The sequence below is a fragment of the Flavobacterium sp. ZB4P23 genome (genome assembly GCF_003970375.1).
Taxonomy (GTDB): Bacteria; Bacteroidota; Bacteroidia; order Flavobacteriales; family Flavobacteriaceae; genus Flavobacterium.
This window is the reverse complement of sequence record NZ_RYDK01000003.1, coordinates 87,355-105,292: the sequence shown is the minus strand read 5'-3', so window position 1 is coordinate 105,292 and position 17,938 is coordinate 87,355. Positions and strand designations below refer to the sequence as shown.

Below are 17,938 nucleotides of genomic sequence, written 5' to 3'. Positions count from 1 at the left end.
CTATTAAATCCGTTTTTGCATTTGCTTAAACGGATTTTTTCATACAATATAGTTAAAGTATTGTTTATAAAAACACCATAAAAGTTACACTGTCCTAAAAATACTATTTTTGTAAAGGAATACAAGGCACCATTTTTGCCAAAGATATAAATCTAAAGACATTCAAATCATGCTAAAGAAAGTTTTAAAAATCATCGGAATACTCGTTATCCTGCTCGTCTTGACTTTATTTGCAGCTCCTTTTCTGTTTAAAGACCAAATAAAAGCCAAAATTTCTCAAGTCATCAATGAAAAAGTAGATGCCAAAGTCACCTTTGCGGAAGCGGACTTAAGCTTATTCAAAAATTTTCCTAATGCAAATGTAACACTGGAAAAACTAGTCATCATAAACAAAGCTCCTTTTGAAGGCGACACATTGCTATCACTGGGCGAATTGAATTTAAAAATGTCTATTAAGGAACTTTTTAAAGGCAAAAATGAAGCGATAGTTATTGACGGAATCACTTCGAAAAACGGATTAATAAATATCATTTTCAATAAAGACGGACTAGGGAATTATGACATTGCATTGAAAGAGAAAAAAACGGCAGCCGATGGAACAAGCAGTCCGTTATCCTTAAAAATCCAAGAGTATAAAATCGAAAATTTCAAGTTTCGTTATTTTGACGAAAGTTCAAAAATAAAAATGGTTGTCGACAGTTTGAACCACGAAGGAACTGGAGATTTTGCAGCCCAAAAATTAGATTTGGTAACCAAATCTACTGCAAAAATATCGCTGGATATGGAACAAGTCAATTACATGAAAAATGTTGCTTTGACTCTGGACGCCGTTTTGGGAATCGATTTAGAAAAAAGTAAATACACCTTCAAAGAAAATAAAGCGTTAATCAACCAATTGCCGCTGGAATTTGATGGATTTATTCAAATGGTGGAAGCCGGTCAACAGTATGATTTAAAATTTAAAACGCCTACTTCCTCCTTCAAAAATTTCTTGGGAATAATTCCTGCAGCCTATGCCTCACGCTTAGACAACGTAAAAACAACCGGTGATTTTACGGTGGCAGGTTTTGCAAAAGGTTTGTATTCTGACACAACAGTGCCAAAATTTAATATAGAAATCGCTTCCCATAATGCTTCCTTTAAATACCCTGACTTACCAAAAACGGTTCAAAACATCATTATTGACACAAAAATCACCAATGAAACCGGAATTTTAAATGACACGTATGTCAATATTGACCAACTTTCTTTCAAGATAGATCAAGATGTTTTTAATGCCAAAGCCAACATCAAAAACATTACTCAAAACGCACTAGTTGATGCCATGTTAAAAGGAACTATCAATTTGTCCAATCTTTCTAAAGCGTATCCTATAAAACTCGATAAGCCATTATCCGGGATTTTAAAGGCTGATGTGACTACAAAATTTGATATGCAATCAGTAGAGAAAAGTCAATATGAAAACATTAAAAATGCGGGAACCATGAGTGTATCGGGTTTTAATTATGCGGATGAAAACGGCAAAACCATGAACATCAGCAATGCCTTGATCCAATTTAATCCTAGTCAAGTCAATTTGAAAGAACTGAATGCGACTACCGGAAAAAGCGACATTAGTGTAACGGGGGTATTAGAAAACTTTTACGGATTTATATTTAGAAATCAAGAATTGAAAGGAAACTTTTATATGAATTCTAAACAATTGGCCATTAACGATTTTATGACAACTGGTGAAACGACTAAAACGGCAACTAAAAAAGCAGATGCCATGAAGATTCCTGCTTTCTTAAATTGTACGCTTACCGCAAAAGCGACTACGGTGCTATATGATAATCTGACTCTGAAAGATGTTTCGGGAAAACTGATTGTGAAAGATGAAAAAGTGACTTTAGAAAATGTAAAAACATCTATTTTTGGGGGAACTATTGCGGTGAATGGAGCTGTTTCCACAAAAGGAAAAACACCGGTTTTTAATATGGATTTAAAATTAAATCAAGTCGATATTGCGCAATCCTTCAACCAACTGGATCTGTTGAAAAAAATTGCTCCAATTTCCGGAATCATCAACGGGAAATTAAATTCAAGCATCAAATTGAACGGGAATCTTGATGCAACAGCACTGACTCCTGACTTGAAAACCCTTACTGGAGATTTACTAGGACAACTGCTTTCCACGACTGTAAACTCAACTAATTCGACTTTGCTGACCGCTTTAGGTGCTAACTTGAAATTCATTGACGTCAGTAAAATCAATTTAAATGATTTGAAAGCGGCAGTTACGTTCAAAGATGGAAAAGTAAATGTAAAACCTTTTGATATCAAGTACAAAGACATCAAGGCAACCATTGGAGGAACGCACGGTTTTGACCAAAGCATGAATTATAATTTAAAATTTGATGTTCCCGCTAAATATTTAGGTTCAGAGGCCAATGCTTTAATAGCAAAATTATCTGCTGCAGATGCGGCAAAATTAGAAAGCTTTCCGATAAATGCTGTATTGGTGGGTAATTTTACAAATCCAAAAATCACAACGGACATCAACAGTGCGGTAGCTAAATTGACCACTCAACTCGTAAACCAACAAAAAGACAGACTGGTAAAACAAGGAACGTCTGCTTTGACGGATTACATCAATAAAAACAAAAAGCCAGGAGACACGACAAAAACGGCCACTCCTAAAATTCCGGTAACTAAGGAAGAAGTAAAATCTAAGGCCGCAGCATTATTAAACGGATTTTTTAATAAGAAAAGTAAAGCAGTAGATACGACAAAAGTAAACTAAAGTAACTTTACAAAATATAATAAAGAGGATTTTAGGTGATGAAATTCCTCTTTTCTTGGCTAGCAATATTGGGTTTGTGATTTGTAATTTGTCTGCATGGTGTTTTCGTGTAGCTGTACGTGCGTAAAGGATGGTAGCGGCATCCTTTTATGAAGCGCAGCGGAGTAAAAGATACAGCGGACAGCCTGACCTTTTTTTAAAATTTTTATTTTAAAAAAGGATACGCCCAAAATTATATTACTTAAACCGCAATTGTAACCATATACCCTTCGGAACCACGGACATTAAAAACGGTTCCGTCTTCAAAAAGTAAATATTGCCCTTTTATTCCGGTAAGTTTCCCCTGAAACTGTGATATTTTATCTAAGCTCAAACTGTTTACCTTATTTGGATACTGCAAAACCGGGAAGTGCATCTCATACAAATCGTTTTTTTGCGAATAAAAATATTCCTGAACTTCGGTTGGAATAAGATTCTCAACCTTCAATCGTTCTGCGATTAAGTCAATTTGCTCCACATTGTTAGTCAGCATTTTTCTCCAATTGGTTTTATCGGCATAATAATTTTTCAATGCTACCTCCGTAATTCCTGCTAAGTATCTATTAGGGACTTCTACAATAGAAATGGCTTGGGTTGCGCCCTGATCAATCCATCGGGTTGGCACTTGCGACTTGCGGGTAACACCTACTTTGACTTCGCTGGACAAAGCCAGATACACAATATGCGGTTGCAATTGTACTTTTTCTTCATACGCTAAATCCCGATCCTGAATTCCAAGATGGGCAGTGCTTAATTCCGGTTTCATAATCCAATCGCCAACAGCTGCACTGGAATAGAAACAATCATAACAAAATCCCTGACGGAATATTTTTTTCTTCTTGCCACAATTCAAACATTGATATCCCACAAAATTGATTTCCAGTTCTTTATTCAACAACTGATTCACGTTTAAAAAACTATTCTCAAAAACCAAGTAATATTGAATTGGATTTCCAAATTCAGTTTGCATTTTTGTAAGTACACCTTCGTATGTCATTGTGATTAAAGTTTCCCGTTTAACACATCTAGTTAAACAAATTTTGTTATTTTTGGTAAAGTTATAACTCATAATTCATAATTCATAATTTAAAAATGCCACTAACCATAATCAATTCGTTTGCCTCTTGGGTTCTCAAACAAAGAATCCATCAGATCGAACTTTTCCTGAAATATCCAAACGAGGTTCAGGAAGAATTGCTCATGAATTTAATTCAGTCATCTAAAAATACTGTTTTAGGCAAACAATATGATTATGCTTCGATTCATTCCTATGCCACTTTTGCCGATAGAATTCCGATCTCTACTTACGAAGAATTACAACCATTGATTGAAAGAACCCGTAAATGTGAGCAGAATGTTTTTTGGGAAACACCGATAAAATGGTTTGCCAAATCCAGTGGAACCACAAATGCCAAAAGCAAATTCATACCCGTAAGCAACGAAGCCCTGGAAGGATGTCATTATAAAGGTACTAAGGATTTGTTGTGCTTGTATTTGAATAATAATGAAGATTCAGAACTGTTTCTTGGAAAAAGCCTGCGTCTTGGCGGAAGCTCTCAAATCTATGAAGACAACAATACGTTCTTTGGAGATTTATCTGCGATATTAATCGAAAACATGCCTATTTGGGCTGAATATAGCAGTACCCCGAGCAACAAAATTTCCTTGATGAGCGAATGGGAAACCAAAATTGCTGCGATTATAAACGAAACAAAAAACGAAAATGTAACCAGTTTTGCTGGAGTTCCTTCCTGGATGCTGGTTTTAATGAATAAAATGCTCGAAGAAACCGGAAAAGGAAATCTATTTGAAATTTGGCCAAATTTGGAAGTTTACTTTCACGGCGGCGTAAATTTTGAACCATACCGGGAACAGTACCAAAAAATACTCCCAAAAAAAGAATTTAAATATTACGAAATATACAATGCTTCCGAAGGTTTTTTTGCCATTCAGGATTTAAATAATTCCAGTGATTTATTATTGATGTTGGATTACGGAATTTTCTATGAATTCATCCCAATGGATACTTTTGGGACTCCGGATCAAAAAGTTATTCGATTAGCAGATGTGGAATTGTTCAAAAATTATGCTTTGGTCATTACCACCAATTCTGGTTTGTGGCGCTATTTGATTGGTGATACTGTTCGTTTCACCTCATTGAATCCATACCGAATTCGGGTAACGGGAAGAACCAAGCATCACATTAATGTTTTTGGTGAAGAATTGATGGTTGAAAATACCGATCAGGCTATTGCCAAAGCGTGCAAACTAACCCAAACGGAAGTGGTTGATTACACCGTTGCGCCTATATTTATGGAAGGCAAAGAAAAAGGTGCTCACGAATGGATGATTGAATTTAAAAACCCTCCTGCTGATGTATCACAATTCCAGAAAGCACTAGATGAATCCATACAATCTTTAAACTCCGATTATGAAGCGAAGCGTTACAACAACATGACATTAAATCCGCTTGTGATCAATGTAGCACGAAAAAATTTATTTTACGACTGGCTAAAAGATCGTGACAAACTAGGCGGACAACACAAAATTCCAAGACTTTCTAACCAAAGAGATTATTTAGAACAACTGAAAAGCATGCAGTTTCAAACTGTGTGAAAGTATTTATATAAAAACATCTTACGAATAAAACAATAGTCGTGACTTTAAGTCATTGTTCAATTTACCAAATTCATTATTACATTGAAATATTTTGTAAATAACTAAAAAAAATAACAATAATGCACACAAAAACGTGAGCATTATTTAAAATTATTGAGCAAATACTAAAAATAATAAAATTAAAACTCTAAAAATATTTGTAAGTATTATCTATTAAGTTAAATTAGCCTTTTTACAAAGTAAACGATTTAATGACAAGACCAAACCTACTCTTAGTTGACGACCATCCTATTACAATTGATGGATACGTCAATATCCTAACTACCAGTAAGGATCATGATACACTTATTGATTTTACTACAGCCTATTCCTGCGAAGAAGCTTATGTAAAAATCACAAAAAGGTATTTATCGCAAAAAACATTTGACCTTGCTTTTTTGGACATTAGCTTACCTCCTTATGAAATTAAAAACATTCAAAACGGCATTGACCTAGGAGCACTAATTCGTCAGTATTTCCCTAAATGCAAAATCATCTTATTGACAATGCACAGTGAACCTTTGTTAATACATAATGCCATTAAAAAAATTAACCCGGAGGGGTTTATTTTAAAAAATGATATTAATGCACTCTCCTTAGTAACGGCATATCTGTCGATAATGCAAGGACACAAATTTTATAGTGCCACCATAACCAAAGTTCTCAGTCAGGCCATTCTCAAAAAATTAAATTTTGATGCAATTGATTGTCAAATTTTGGAACTAATTTCTAGAGGAATAAAAACCAAAGATATGACGAAACACCTAAATCTTTCGCTTAGCGCCATCGAGAAAAGGAAAGCGGCTATCAAAAACAAACTGTTAAAAGACAAAAGATCTGATAAAGAACTTATCGAACACGCTATAAAAATTGGATTACTTTAAATTAATGAATAAAACCGTAAGCTGTCTTAAGATAAAGGAAGTAAGTTTGAAAAAACCTAACAAGATAAAATTAAGTGCACGTAATTAAAGATTTCGTTAGTAAACTATTATTAACCAATTAAATTATAACTTTATGAAAAAATTAGAATTAAATCAGATGGAAAGTCTGGAAGGGGGAGTTAAATGTTCTCACAAATGGGCAGGTTTTTGGGCAGGTGCAGTCACTTACAGCTGGCTGGCAGGTCCAGTGGCTGGTTTAGCAATCTCATCAGTTGCAGTTGTTGGCTGGATGGCTACAGAGATTGGATGTGGTGATGGAGGAAGTTTTAATTAAATATTTAGAATTATGAGAACTTTAGAATTAAAAGAACTAGAATTAGTATCAGGTGGAAGTTGGATAGATTTTGCAGATGGCTTTTGTATGGGTATGTCTGCTGGTGCTGGTTTAGTGAAGTTAGGAATCATAGCAGCTACAGGCACAGGAGCATCTATAGCGGGTGGAATTTTATTAGCTTGCGGAACCTATGGTGCAGTCAGGTGGGCAACTAGTTAAAATGTAATTTATCAAACAATAATCTCTTAAAAAAATAAGAGATTATTGTTATACACAAAATAATTCCAATCAAATGAAAAAAATTTATAGTATAATTATAGTTTTTATTTTAGTTTCAATATACTTTGCTAGTAAAGATAGTCTAGGAAAAAATATGTGTTTTTTAATCACTGCTTGTTTGCTTTTATTTTCATTTTTAAAATATGATGAGCAAAATAAAAAGTAAGTATATTTTTCTAATTTTAACTTTATTAACTTTATTTAGTGGATATATTTTACAATCTATTTTAAATGTTGATAAATTAATATTTTCAACTCTTGGAGAAAATTTATCTAATGCAGAATTAGAAAATTTAATGGATTTTCAAAATAAGTGGGAATGGGTATCTTATTCAATAATCCCGTTGTTTCTATTAATCAAAAGTTTATTAATCACTTCTGCACTTTATATTGGAACTTTTTTTTACGGCAAAATAAAAGTAACATTTTTGCAAATATGGGATGCAGTACTAAAATCTGAGTTTGTTTTTATATTGGTCCCTCTATTTAAAATCATCTGGCTTTATTTTTTTCAAACAACTTACACCCTTGAAGATATCCAAAATTTTTTCCCATTATCAGCATTAAACATTGTCGGTTATAAAGGATTAGAACCTTGGTTGATTTATCCTTTTCAAGTTCTTAACGTGTTTGAGTTGGCCTACTGGCTCATTCTTGCTTATTTTATTGGCAAAATTACGGAGACCAATATGGATCGTGGTTTAAAAATTGTGGCTTCTAGTTATGGTAGTGCTTTATTACTATGGGTAGTAGTGATTATGTTTTTTACTTTGAATTATTCCTAAGCCCCTACTCCCCCAAAAAGGGGAATTGATATTTTAAACTATGAAAAAATACCTTAAAATAATAATACCACTAGTATTTGTAAGCTTACTGGCTTTTATGGGTTACAAAATAGTTGCTAAAATCAACCATAAAAAAGAGATCGCAGCAAACATAAAAACCATTCCCGCTTTTCAATATCAGAATTTAAAGGGAGAATCCTTTTCTAATAAAAATTTAAAAACGGACACCCCTACAATTTTTATTTATTATAATAGTGAATGCGAGTATTGTAATGAAGAAACTAAAATGATTCAGGAAAGCGTATATAAATTTAGACCTTACCAACTTGTCTTTATTTCATTTGAGAAACCAGAATTGATAAAAACATTTGCTCAAAAACACAATCTTTTAAATTATGATAACATTCATTTTGTTTGTGATACTAAAGTTACTTTCGCTACTACCTTTGATGTTCAGTCTTTACCTTGTTTAGTTTTATATGATAAAAATCAACAACTAATTGAGAAGATAAAAGGGCAAACCAAAGTAGAAACGCTTGTAAAGAAACTTCAAAAATAAAATGCGATTCCTCCTTCGTTGGATTCGAGTAAAGCGAACAGGCAAAGCAATGACAAAAAGTGAATAAAAAATGATCCTAAAAAATATCGAAAAAACCCATACACTGCAGCTGGATCAGTCTGATTGTGGTGTTGCTTGCTTGTTGTCAATCTTAAAATTATATGGTGGCCTACAGATTATAGAAAAGTTACGCGAATTAAGTGGAACTACTAAACAAGGAACAACATTACTTGGTTTATATCAAGCTGCCAACCAATTGGGATTTGATTCTGAAGGCTGCGAGGCCGATATACAAGCGCTTATTGATCACAAACAACCGGCTATTCTTCACGTTTTGATTGAAGAAAAACTACAACATTATGTAGTTTGCTACCAGTATGATGAACAAAAAGGATTCTTGATTGGCGATCCTGGGAAAGGACTTTATTATTTATCCACTTCTGCATTAGACAAAATTTGGGTTTCAAAAAGCTGTTTAACATTAGCCCCAAATGAGAATTTCATAAAAGAAAGCGCAGTTAAAAATGATAAAAAAAAGTGGTTTTTAGATCTATTGGAACCTGATTACAAACTGCTTTGGATCAGCGTTCTGCTTGGAGTGTTTGTGGCAGGTTTAGGAATGGCAATGTCTTTATTTTCTCAAAAACTAATTGATGACATTTTGCCCTCGCACAATATCAACAAACTAATTTCCGGAATTGTATTATTGGCTATATTGCTTTTGGCACGAGTTGGAATTTCGGTGCTGAGAGAATTTTTTCTACTGCAACAATCTAAAGATTTCAACAATCGCATCAATAATCAGTTTTTTTCCTCTTTACTACATCTTCCAAAACCTTTTTTTGATACTCGAAAAATAGGAGAATTAGTAGCTCGATTAAATGATCCGCAAAGAGTTCAAAGAGTTATTAAAATGTTGGCGAGTCTTTAGTTATTGATGTTTTGGTTTCAATGATCTCCTTGATTTTCCTGTTTGGCTATTCCTGGAAAATAGGTTTAATTTCATTATTAACCATGCCGGTTTACTTTTATATTATCTATAGAAGCAACAAAGCCATTATCGATTCTCAAAAAGAAGTGATGCAAAGTTACGCCTTTAACGAGAGTAATTATATCAACACGATTCAAGGAATTTCAACTATAAAAAACGACAATAAACAAGTTGTTTTCAGTAAAACTAACGAATTGATTTTTGACAATTTTCAAGAAAAAATATTTCATTTAGGTAAAATAAACATTCGCTTATCATGGCAATCAGGACTGGCAAGTGTTTTCTTTTTGACAGGAGTTTTAATTTACACTTCGATTCAGGTTTTTAACAAAGAAATTAAATTAGGTGAGTTAATGGCGATCCTTGGTATTGTTGGCTCTTTGTTGCCATCAATTGCTAACCTAGCCTTAATTTCAATTCCTATCAATGAAGCTAAAATTGCTTTTAACAGAATGTTTGAATTTGCTTCAATTGAGAAGGAGAAGGAAGACGGAATTCAAATAGATGAAATTAAAAGTGTTTCTCTAACTAATTTGTCTTTTCGTTTTGCGGGACGAAGCGAATTATTTTCAAATGTTAACATTGCTATTGAAAAAGGAAAACTAACTGCCATTGTAGGAGAAAGTGGTAGCGGAAAAAGTACCATTGGTCAAATCTTACAGCGTTTTTATAATTTTGAAAATGGAACTATTACGATTAATAATCAGTACCAATTATCCGAAATTGAGTTAAAAAGCTACCGTAAATTGATAGGAGTTGTTCCACAAGAAATTAATATTTTTAACGGGAATGTAATTGACAATATTTTATTAGGTTCAAATGATAGTCCCGCAAACATTATCGGTTTCATTACTGAATATGGCTTTGATACTTATTTTAATCAATTACCACAAGGATTGACCACAATAGTTGGTGAAGAAGGCATTAATTTGTCAGGAGGACAAAAACAAATCATAGCCTTAGCTCGAGTCCTATATAAAAAACCGCAACTTTTGATTCTTGATGAAGCCACCTCAGCAATGGACAGGAACACTGAGAATTTCTCAATGGCATTATTAGCAAAAATAAAACCTAATTGCGCCATTTTTTTTATTTCACATCGCTTGAACACCTTGAAAAAAATTGCAGATAAAATTTATGTACTCGAGAATGGGACTCTCTCGACAAAGGGAAATCATGAAGAGTTAATGGAAACTGCTAATTTTTATAGTGATTATTGGCAAGAGTAACATTAATTGCGTATATTGATTGTCAATGAACGCCCAACCTGGGCGGACAACACAAAATTCCAAGACTTTCTAACCAAAGAGATCATTTAGAACAACTGAAAAGCATGCAGTTTCAAAGCGTATAAAAATGATGAGATGAAAAAAATTCTTTATATCCTGTTGACAGGAATTTTATTGAGTTCCTGCGGACCACATAGAATGCGTTGTGGCGCCAGAGGAATTTGTAAATCTTCCGAAAAACAAACACTGGAAAAACCTGAAAAAATATTTAGCATTAAAGTATAAAAAAAGCTATCCAAAAATCATTTTTTGGACAGCCTATTTTTATAATTATTAAAGTATTTTACTCCTAATCCATCATATCAATATGTCTGTCGTGATAGCCTAACAGGTACAAAACACCGTCGAGTCCTAAGCTGGAAATAGAACTTTCTGCTTTTTCTTTTACCGTTGGTTTGGCATGAAAAGCAATTCCTAAACCTGCCAAATTCAACATAGGCAAATCATTGGCACCATCACCTACCGCAATAGTTTGGTTGATGTGTATGCCTTCCTTATCAGCAATTGCCTGAAGGTATTCCGCTTTCTTTTTACCATCCACAATTTCACCTAAATAGTTACCTGTCAATTTTCCGTCTTTAATTTCCAATTCATTCGCATGAACATAATCAATACCTAATTCTTTTTGCAGGTACTTCCCAAAAAACGTAAAACCTCCGGACAATATAGCGGTTTTATAACCGTAATATTTCAAGGCCTTCATCAAGCGATGTGCACCTTTAGTAATAGGCAGATTCTCAGCAACTGTTTGCAGTACCTCTTCACTCAAGCCTTCAAGCAAGGCCATGCGTTGCTTGAAGCTTTCGCTAAAATCGATTTCACCATTCATGGCTGCTTCTGTGATTGCTCTAACTTGCTCTCCCACACCCGCTAACTCTGCCAGTTCATCAATTACTTCGGTTTGAATCAGCGTCGAATCCATATCAAAACACACCAAACGGCGGTTTCTTCGGTACATATTATCTTCTTGAAAAGAAATATCCACATCTAACGTTCTGGAAATTTCCATAAAACTGGCGGTCATAAACGTTTTGTCGACAATCGTTCCTGTAACCGACAATTGTATGCACGAACGAGGGAATTCTTCTTTCTCAAGAATAGATACCCTGCCGGTTAATCTTTTAATTGCATCAATATTCAAATTTTGGTTGGATAGTATTTTGGTTACTGCCGCCAATTGTACAGCCGTTAAGGTTTCTCCTAAAACATTGATGGTGTAGCGTTGTTTGCGCTGCGCTTTGACCCAAATTTCGTAATCTGCAATGGATATAGGAATAAACTTGACTTTGACACCCAATTCGTATGCTTTAAATAACAAGTCTTTTAAAACTGGACCAGACGAAGAACCCGCTTTTATTTCAAATAAAATACCTAAAGAAAGCGTATCATGAATATCCGCTTGTCCAATATCTAAAATAATAGCATCATAAGTAGCCAAGATGGATGTTAAACCAGCAGTGACTCCCGGTTTATCTTGTCCAGAAACTTTTAATAAAATTACCTCTATCTCGTCTTTTTGCATTTTATATATAATTGATTTAGAATGTACAAAAATCGACAATCTGACGTTGATAAAAAATAATAATGTTCCTTTTTTTGAACAATAACAAATAGTGTAATTTCTCCATAAAAAAACCTGTTCAAATGAATGAACAGGTTTATATTTTTAAGAAAAATGCATTTTTTACGATGCAATCTCCAAACGCTTCAATAAATTTTTATTCAACGTTTCTTTAGCATAAGTTACGTCAATTTCTAATACTTTATCATCAGAACTAGGCAATTCATACATCGCATCGGTCAAGATAGCTTCACATAACGAACGCAATCCACGAGCGCCTAATTTATATTCTAATGCTTTATCAACAATAAAATCCAGTGCTTCATTGGTAATCGTGAATTCAACATCATCCATCAAAAATAATTTCTCGTATTGTTTGATTAACGCATTTTTAGGTTGTGTCAAAATTGCACGCAAGGTTTCTCTATCTAAAGGATCCATGTGTGTCAAAACTGGCAAACGACCAATAATCTCCGGAATCAAACCAAAATCTTTGATATCCTTTGGAATAATGTATTGCAACAAATTGTCTTTGTCAATATTGTCCACATTTTTTGAAGTAGAATAACCCACCGCTTGACGGTTCAATCGTTTCGAAATTATTCTTTCGATTCCATCAAAAGCACCACCGGCAATAAACAAAATGTTTTGTGTATTTACCTCCACAAATTTTTGGTCCGGGTGCTTGCGCCCTCCTTTTGGTGGTACATTCACAACCGTTCCTTCCAATAATTTCAATAATGCTTGTTGCACCCCTTCACCAGAAACGTCACGCGTAATAGACGGATTGTCACTTTTACGTGCAATTTTATCTATTTCGTCAATGAATACAATGCCGCGTTCTGCTTTGGCCACATCATAATCAGCAGCTTGCAAAAGACGTGTCAAGATACTTTCAACATCTTCCCCAACATAACCTGCTTCAGTAAGAACTGTCGCATCAACAATCGCTAAAGGCACATCCAACATTTTTGCAATGGTTTTAGCCACCAATGTTTTTCCTGTTCCAGTTTGTCCCACCATGATGATGTTACTTTTTTCAATCTCAACCTCATCGTCTAATTGCTGTTGCATCAAACGTTTGTAGTGATTGTAAACCGCAACCGACATCACCTTTTTAGTTTGATCTTGTCCAATCACATATTGATCCAAAAACGCTCTGATTTCTTTTGGTTTCTTTAAAATCAAATCTCCAACCAGCTTTGAACTTCCACTAGATTTTATTTCTTCAAGAACAATCCCGTGCGCTTGTTCAATACATTTATCACAGATATGTGCATTGATCCCAGCAATCAATAATTGGGTTTCTGGCTTCTTTCTTCCACAAAACGAACACTCTAATACTACTTTTGCCATTTTTATAGTCTAATGTCATAAAGTCAAAAGTCGTAAAGTCTGAGCAATGCTTTTGACTTTCCAACTTTTGACTTTCGACTAATAATTTATCCTCTTACTAAAACTTCATCAATCATTCCGTATGCTTTTGCTTCTTCGGCGATCATCCAATAATCACGTTCGCTATCCGTATGAACCTTATCGAAAGTTTGTCCGGAGTGGTGAGAGATAATTTTATACAACTCATCTTTAAGTTTCAACATTTCACGTAAGTTGATTTCCATATCCGTTGCTACTCCTTGCGCTCCACCTGATGGTTGGTGAATCATTACTCTTGAATGTGGCAATGCCGAACGTTTTCCTGCTGCACCGGCGCATAAAAGCACTGCTCCCATGGAAGCTGCCATTCCGGTACATATCGTTGCTACATCTGGTTTAATGTATTGCATCGTGTCATAAATTCCTAATCCTGCGTAAACGCTTCCTCCTGGAGAGTTCAAATAAATTTGAATATCTTTAGAAGCATCGGCACTTTCAAGGAATAACAATTGTGCTTGAACGATGTTTGCAATTTGGTCGTCTATTCCTGTTCCAAGGAATATAATTCTGTCCATCATCAATCTGGAGAAAACGTCTAATTGTGAAATATTCAACTGACGTTCTTCAATGATATAGGGAGTCATATTTTTAGGAGTCATTGCGCCTACGATTTTATCGTAATACATAGAGTTTACGCCGTGGTCCTTTGTAGCAAATTTTTTAAATTCTTTACCGTAGTTCATATTTTTTTGTTCTAAGTTTTACGTTATATCTTGTCTATTTCTTTTAATGCAAAGGTCATACCTATTTACAAATGATGTCAATATGTCTTATTTGTAGCCCAGATGGGAGTAAAAAGCTTTTTGAATTCCGTTTTTAAGTTTTTTTATTCTTGCAAAGCGACTGAAAGAAGCTCTTGCAGGAATTTAAAAAACTAAAACGGAAGAAAAAACTTGTAACGTACAGCTGGATTGGCTCCCGCAACTAATTCAAACAAAAGAGCGCCAAAAAATATTTTTTCTGACGCTCAAATATACTTATTTTTTATTGTTTTGCATTTGTAACAGAATCTTAAAATTTGAAACAACTAACGAAATTGTTTCCGTCTTTTCAACTTTTGACTTTATGACATTTGACTTTACGACTAAAATTTATTCTCCGTAAGACGCTGCAATAAATTCGTCGTACGTTACTTCTTTAGTGGTAGGATTTGCTTTTTCTTTGAATAATTCCAATAATTTGTCAGCAACAACTTGGTCCGAAAGTCTTTTCACCTCGTCTTGGTTTGACAAAACTCTTGCTACAATTCCTTGAACTTCTTCGTCAGTAGGATTTGTTTGTCCGAATTGTGCCATTTGCTGACGGATGTTTTTTGTAGTGAATGTTTTCAAGTCTTCAAAAGTGATTTTGATGTCAGATTGAGCCATTGCTCTACCTTCGATCAATTGAAAACGCAATCCTTTTTCAGAACGTGCATATTCAACTTCAGCCTCCTCAGGAGATAATTTTTTCTCCCCTACAGTTTGCAACCATTTTTTAAGGAATTCAGAAGGTAAATCAAATTTGGTGCTTTCGATTAAAAACTCCGTTACATCCCCTAATAATTTTTGATCCGCTTGTTGCGCAAATTGAGTTTCGGCATCTTCTTTGATTTTCGCTTTCAATTCTTCAAGTGAAGAAACAGTTCCAGCACCAAACAATTTGTCGAACAATTCTTGGTTCAATTCTGCTAATTCAGCCGTGTTGATCGCTTCGATTGTGAAGTTCACTTCAACCTCTAATCCGTGAACGTCATCATGACTTACTTTCATCACGTCCATCAATTGGTGGTCGTCTTCAAATAAACCTTTAGTATTTACAGTCACAACATCTCCTGCTTTTTTACCGATGAATAAATCAAAAGTCGCTTTGTCTTTAAAAAGATCAGCAGCAATAGTCGTTGCGTTATTAATTCCTTTTTCTTCGTTTGTAAAAGTTCCCGTTACATCTGAATCTGCAGCAACAACTTCTTGAGGAATTGCAGTTCCAAATTGTTTTTGGATTCTTTCCAACTGGCCTTCAATCATTTTATCATCCGCTGAAACCACATATTTAACGATGTCATTTTTAGCTTCAAGATCCAATTCGAAATTAGGAACCAATCCTATTTCATATTCAAAAACCAATTCTTCAGCACTCCAGTCAAAGTCTTCGTTTACTTTAGCAAGTGGCGTTCCAAGAAGGTTTAATCTTTCTGATTGTACGAAACGCTCCAAAGCTAAATCTACCACTTTCTGAACCTCTTCCTGTTTGATTGCTTTACCGTATTGTTTTTCAACAAGATCTTTAGGCACAGCTCCTTTTCTAAATCCTTTAACCGTTGCCAAAGGCATTTTTTCGTTTATTCTTTTTGCAACTTGTCCTTTGTAATCCATGTGAACAACAGTCATTACAATTGTTTCCGTCACAGCGTCTATTGCTACTCTTTTGATATCCATCTTCTTCTTTAATTTACATAATAAAATTGGGTTGCAAAATTATAAAATTTTTGCAACCCAAACAAGTTTTTAGTCCCGAACCTTCGGGATTGAATTTTAGGCAGTTATTTGACAAAATCACAGGTTGGAAAAGGAAACTAATTTGGGCGTGTCCCTCCAGATTGCTTCGTCGTCCCTCCTCGCAACTACGGGTCAGGCTGTACGTTCCCGCTTTTTATCGCCTGCCAAAAAAAGGCAGCCCATAAAAGAGCTCCACTGCCATCCTTCACGCGGGTCGTAGGATTCAAAATTATGACGTGGGTTTGATAGTTTGTAAGAAAAAATTTTAATATATTTGAAAACAGATAAAACGAAATAAAATAGCGTAAAGCCAACCCAAATTGAATGTATAAGCGCTACTTTGTATCGGGTATATACAAGTTGGGCAATATTTACTCACAGAAAATCAGATTAACCATTTAAATTAATACAAGAAGAATCAACTAATATCTAAAAATGAAAATAAATAAAAGGAATCTATCAATCTTAATTATTACAAATATATTATTTAGTTGTTCGACACCGTCAGCTTCAATGAAAAGTGAAATGAATACTTTCTCCAAAGAAGGTATGATTACAGGAAGTTTTTCTCTTGAAAACAGAAAAACTATTTCACCAGTTTATAAAATAAACTATGTGCAAATAGAAAGCGAAACATCAACTAATATGTTTGCAGATAAATTGAATGAAAAAAAAACAAACTTTCTTTACAATCCTGGTCAAATTACTTTTGGAAGTACAAATGGCGATTTTACAGAAGATGATAAAAATGTTTACCTTTTCAACATTGTTAAAACTGCAGGAAAATATAGAATCTATGAAATCGAAGCTTTTTTAAATACTGGTTATATGCAATCAACAAAAAAAATACCTGTTGATATTAAATTTGAGATTATGGCAGGAAAAATAAAATATTTAGGAGAAATAAACTATAACGTAAAAGAGAATATCATTAAAATAATAGACAATATTGAAAGAGATCGACTAAAATTTCAGGAAATAAATCCTAATATTAAATTTTAAAACATCGCCCAACAGCTAGGGTTCGTTGCGTGCGCAGCACAAACAATGAATTATAATCACCGAATACCAACAAAAATAAATTCAATGAGGTAAACCCGGGTTGAACGGAACCGATTCCACGTCCGTCAACCTATGCACTTATCGTAAAGATTTTAGAGAGAATTACAAGAGGCAAGCGAGCCTCTTTTTTTTTGGAGTGTTTTCTGCTTGGTTTTTTTCGTGTGTTCCTTCACTTGTGAACATAAGTTCCCTTACCCGTAATTTAGTTTTTACAAGGAATGGTGTTTTGGCTACCGCCAAGATACCAAGCCGGTGGACCACGCTGGTCAAAGACTGCTATTCGGTGTAAATTCCCTGTTTTACAACACGGACACTTAGGCATAAAGGGCTTCTTTTCTACTTTTTCTAAAACTTTTACCTTAAGTTTTTCCTGTAAAAGTTTCAGCTTTTGTCGCTTCCAAGTGCTGCTCAAAAAACCGTAATGCCGGATCTTAACACCCGAGCCCAAAGGGCGAACTGACGAAGTAAAACGTTTGGGCAAAATATGCAACGCAAAACGCCTGATAAATTCATGATGCGTGAGTGTCATTTGTTTTTTCACACCCGCTACTCGGTAATCCTTATAAGTAAAAGTCACGTTTTCATTGTCAATGTTCTTGATTCGATGGTTGCTAATGGCGATTTTATGGGTGTATCTCCCCAAATATTCCACCACTGACTTTGGACTTCCAAAAGGCGTCTTAGCAAATACAACCCAAGGCTTGCGCCACAATTCTTTCCGGATTTGTTCGTATTCTGTGCAAATGGATTTATATTTTGGGATACTAAGAGCAATATTTAACCCTTTTTACGGACTGTTTTATT

General features: G+C 34.5%; 16 protein-coding genes and 1 pseudogene. 11 read left to right on the top strand and 6 right to left on the bottom strand.

Going from position 1 to position 17,938, the window contains the following annotated elements:
• Positions 1 to 169 precede the first annotated feature (169 nt).
• Complete coding sequence (locus tag EKL99_RS06005; RefSeq protein WP_126576569.1) at positions 170 to 2,782, top strand: AsmA-like C-terminal region-containing protein; 2,613 nt, start codon at positions 170 to 172, stop codon at positions 2,780 to 2,782.
• A 241-nt stretch (positions 2,783 to 3,023) separates the two neighbouring features.
• On the opposite strand, the gene EKL99_RS06000 is transcribed toward EKL99_RS06005, so the two are convergent.
• Positions 3,024 to 3,818, bottom strand: a complete 795-nt coding sequence (locus EKL99_RS06000; protein ID WP_126576568.1) for a DUF2797 domain-containing protein — start codon at positions 3,816 to 3,818, stop codon at positions 3,024 to 3,026.
• 95 nt (positions 3,819 to 3,913) lie between these two features.
• Here EKL99_RS06000 and EKL99_RS05995 point away from each other — a divergent pair, with 95 nt between their 5' ends.
• The 9 genes from EKL99_RS05995 to EKL99_RS14420 all read left to right on the top strand — a co-directional run bounded on the left by EKL99_RS05995 (position 3,914) and on the right by EKL99_RS14420 (position 10,825).
• The gene (locus EKL99_RS05995) at positions 3,914 to 5,437 is read left to right on the top strand and encodes a GH3 auxin-responsive promoter family protein (RefSeq protein WP_126554851.1); all 1,524 of its coding nucleotides are present in this window, start codon (positions 3,914 to 3,916) and stop codon (positions 5,435 to 5,437) included.
• Between the two features lie 254 nt (positions 5,438 to 5,691).
• The gene (locus EKL99_RS05990) at positions 5,692 to 6,363 is read left to right on the top strand and encodes a response regulator transcription factor (protein ID WP_126576567.1); all 672 of its coding nucleotides are present in this window, start codon (positions 5,692 to 5,694) and stop codon (positions 6,361 to 6,363) included.
• A gap of 157 nt (positions 6,364 to 6,520) precedes the next feature.
• Positions 6,521 to 6,697 carry a hypothetical protein gene (locus EKL99_RS14425; RefSeq protein WP_156063261.1) on the top strand — a complete coding sequence of 59 codons (177 nt, stop codon included), beginning with the start codon at positions 6,521 to 6,523 and terminating at the stop codon, positions 6,695 to 6,697.
• A 12-nt stretch (positions 6,698 to 6,709) separates the two neighbouring features.
• Positions 6,710 to 6,916 (top strand): hypothetical protein, encoded by a 207-nt coding sequence (locus tag EKL99_RS05985; RefSeq protein WP_126554847.1) that lies wholly within the window; start codon positions 6,710 to 6,712, stop codon positions 6,914 to 6,916.
• A gap of 203 nt (positions 6,917 to 7,119) precedes the next feature.
• Positions 7,120 to 7,761: a hypothetical protein gene (locus EKL99_RS05980; protein WP_126554845.1), complete on the top strand. Its 642-nt coding sequence runs from the start codon at positions 7,120 to 7,122 to the stop codon at positions 7,759 to 7,761.
• Between the two features lie 40 nt (positions 7,762 to 7,801).
• On the top strand, positions 7,802 to 8,320 hold the full coding sequence (locus tag EKL99_RS05975; protein WP_126576566.1) for a redoxin domain-containing protein: 519 nt from the start codon (positions 7,802 to 7,804) through the stop codon (positions 8,318 to 8,320).
• Between the two features lie 70 nt (positions 8,321 to 8,390).
• Positions 8,391 to 9,251: a cysteine peptidase family C39 domain-containing protein gene (locus EKL99_RS14645; RefSeq protein WP_255416403.1), complete on the top strand. Its 861-nt coding sequence runs from the start codon at positions 8,391 to 8,393 to the stop codon at positions 9,249 to 9,251.
• A 29-nt stretch (positions 9,252 to 9,280) separates the two neighbouring features.
• Positions 9,281 to 10,540, top strand: a complete 1,260-nt coding sequence (locus EKL99_RS14765) for a peptidase domain-containing ABC transporter (RefSeq protein ID WP_255416402.1) — start codon at positions 9,281 to 9,283, stop codon at positions 10,538 to 10,540.
• A gap of 135 nt (positions 10,541 to 10,675) precedes the next feature.
• Positions 10,676 to 10,825 (top strand): hypothetical protein, encoded by a 150-nt coding sequence (locus EKL99_RS14420; protein ID WP_156063259.1) that lies wholly within the window; start codon positions 10,676 to 10,678, stop codon positions 10,823 to 10,825.
• 64 nt (positions 10,826 to 10,889) lie between these two features.
• On the opposite strand, the gene serB is transcribed toward EKL99_RS14420, so the two are convergent.
• The 4 genes from serB to EKL99_RS05950 form a co-directional block, all read right to left on the bottom strand.
• Positions 10,890 to 12,122: a phosphoserine phosphatase SerB gene (serB, locus tag EKL99_RS05965; protein WP_126576565.1), complete on the bottom strand. Its 1,233-nt coding sequence runs from the start codon at positions 12,120 to 12,122 to the stop codon at positions 10,890 to 10,892.
• Between the two features lie 162 nt (positions 12,123 to 12,284).
• A complete protein-coding gene (gene clpX / locus EKL99_RS05960; protein WP_126515929.1) occupies positions 12,285 to 13,517 on the bottom strand; it encodes an ATP-dependent Clp protease ATP-binding subunit ClpX in 1,233 nt (410 codons plus the stop codon).
• Positions 13,518 to 13,603: 86 nt separating this feature from the next.
• The gene (gene clpP, locus EKL99_RS05955) at positions 13,604 to 14,278 is read right to left on the bottom strand and encodes an ATP-dependent Clp endopeptidase proteolytic subunit ClpP (RefSeq protein ID WP_126458632.1); all 675 of its coding nucleotides are present in this window, start codon (positions 14,276 to 14,278) and stop codon (positions 13,604 to 13,606) included.
• A gap of 408 nt (positions 14,279 to 14,686) precedes the next feature.
• Positions 14,687 to 16,012, bottom strand: a complete 1,326-nt coding sequence (locus EKL99_RS05950; protein ID WP_126562747.1) for a trigger factor — start codon at positions 16,010 to 16,012, stop codon at positions 14,687 to 14,689.
• 495 nt (positions 16,013 to 16,507) lie between these two features.
• Here EKL99_RS05950 and EKL99_RS05945 point away from each other — a divergent pair, with 495 nt between their 5' ends.
• On the top strand, positions 16,508 to 17,074 hold the full coding sequence (locus tag EKL99_RS05945; RefSeq protein ID WP_126568051.1) for a hypothetical protein: 567 nt from the start codon (positions 16,508 to 16,510) through the stop codon (positions 17,072 to 17,074).
• Between the two features lie 262 nt (positions 17,075 to 17,336).
• On the opposite strand, the pseudogene EKL99_RS05940 reads toward EKL99_RS05945, so the two are convergent.
• Positions 17,337 to 17,870: pseudogene (locus EKL99_RS05940) on the bottom strand (transposase); the annotation flags it as partial.
• Between the last annotated feature and the right edge of the window lie 68 nt (positions 17,871 to 17,938).

Bases quoted from the DNA above. Each gene is read 5' to 3' on its own strand.
- EKL99_RS06005 (WP_126576569.1), top strand. From the start codon at position 170: ATGCTAAAGAAAGTTTTAAAAATCATCGGAATACTCGTTATCCTGCTC.
- EKL99_RS06000 (WP_126576568.1), bottom strand. From the start codon at position 3,818: ATGACATACGAAGGTGTACTTACAAAAATGCAAACTGAATTTGGAAAT.
- EKL99_RS05995 (WP_126554851.1), top strand. From the start codon at position 3,914: ATGCCACTAACCATAATCAATTCGTTTGCCTCTTGGGTTCTCAAACAA.
- EKL99_RS05990 (WP_126576567.1), top strand. From the start codon at position 5,692: ATGACAAGACCAAACCTACTCTTAGTTGACGACCATCCTATTACAATT.
- EKL99_RS14425 (WP_156063261.1), top strand. From the start codon at position 6,521: ATGGAAAGTCTGGAAGGGGGAGTTAAATGTTCTCACAAATGGGCAGGT.
- EKL99_RS05985 (WP_126554847.1), top strand. From the start codon at position 6,710: ATGAGAACTTTAGAATTAAAAGAACTAGAATTAGTATCAGGTGGAAGT.
- EKL99_RS05980 (WP_126554845.1), top strand. From the start codon at position 7,120: ATGATGAGCAAAATAAAAAGTAAGTATATTTTTCTAATTTTAACTTTA.
- EKL99_RS05975 (WP_126576566.1), top strand. From the start codon at position 7,802: ATGAAAAAATACCTTAAAATAATAATACCACTAGTATTTGTAAGCTTA.
- EKL99_RS14645 (WP_255416403.1), top strand. From the start codon at position 8,391: ATGATCCTAAAAAATATCGAAAAAACCCATACACTGCAGCTGGATCAG.
- EKL99_RS14420 (WP_156063259.1), top strand. From the start codon at position 10,676: ATGAAAAAAATTCTTTATATCCTGTTGACAGGAATTTTATTGAGTTCC.
- serB (WP_126576565.1), bottom strand. From the start codon at position 12,122: ATGCAAAAAGACGAGATAGAGGTAATTTTATTAAAAGTTTCTGGACAA.
- clpX (WP_126515929.1), bottom strand. From the start codon at position 13,517: ATGGCAAAAGTAGTATTAGAGTGTTCGTTTTGTGGAAGAAAGAAGCCA.
- clpP (WP_126458632.1), bottom strand. From the start codon at position 14,278: ATGAACTACGGTAAAGAATTTAAAAAATTTGCTACAAAGGACCACGGC.
- EKL99_RS05950 (WP_126562747.1), bottom strand. From the start codon at position 16,012: ATGGATATCAAAAGAGTAGCAATAGACGCTGTGACGGAAACAATTGTA.
- EKL99_RS05945 (WP_126568051.1), top strand. From the start codon at position 16,508: ATGAAAATAAATAAAAGGAATCTATCAATCTTAATTATTACAAATATA.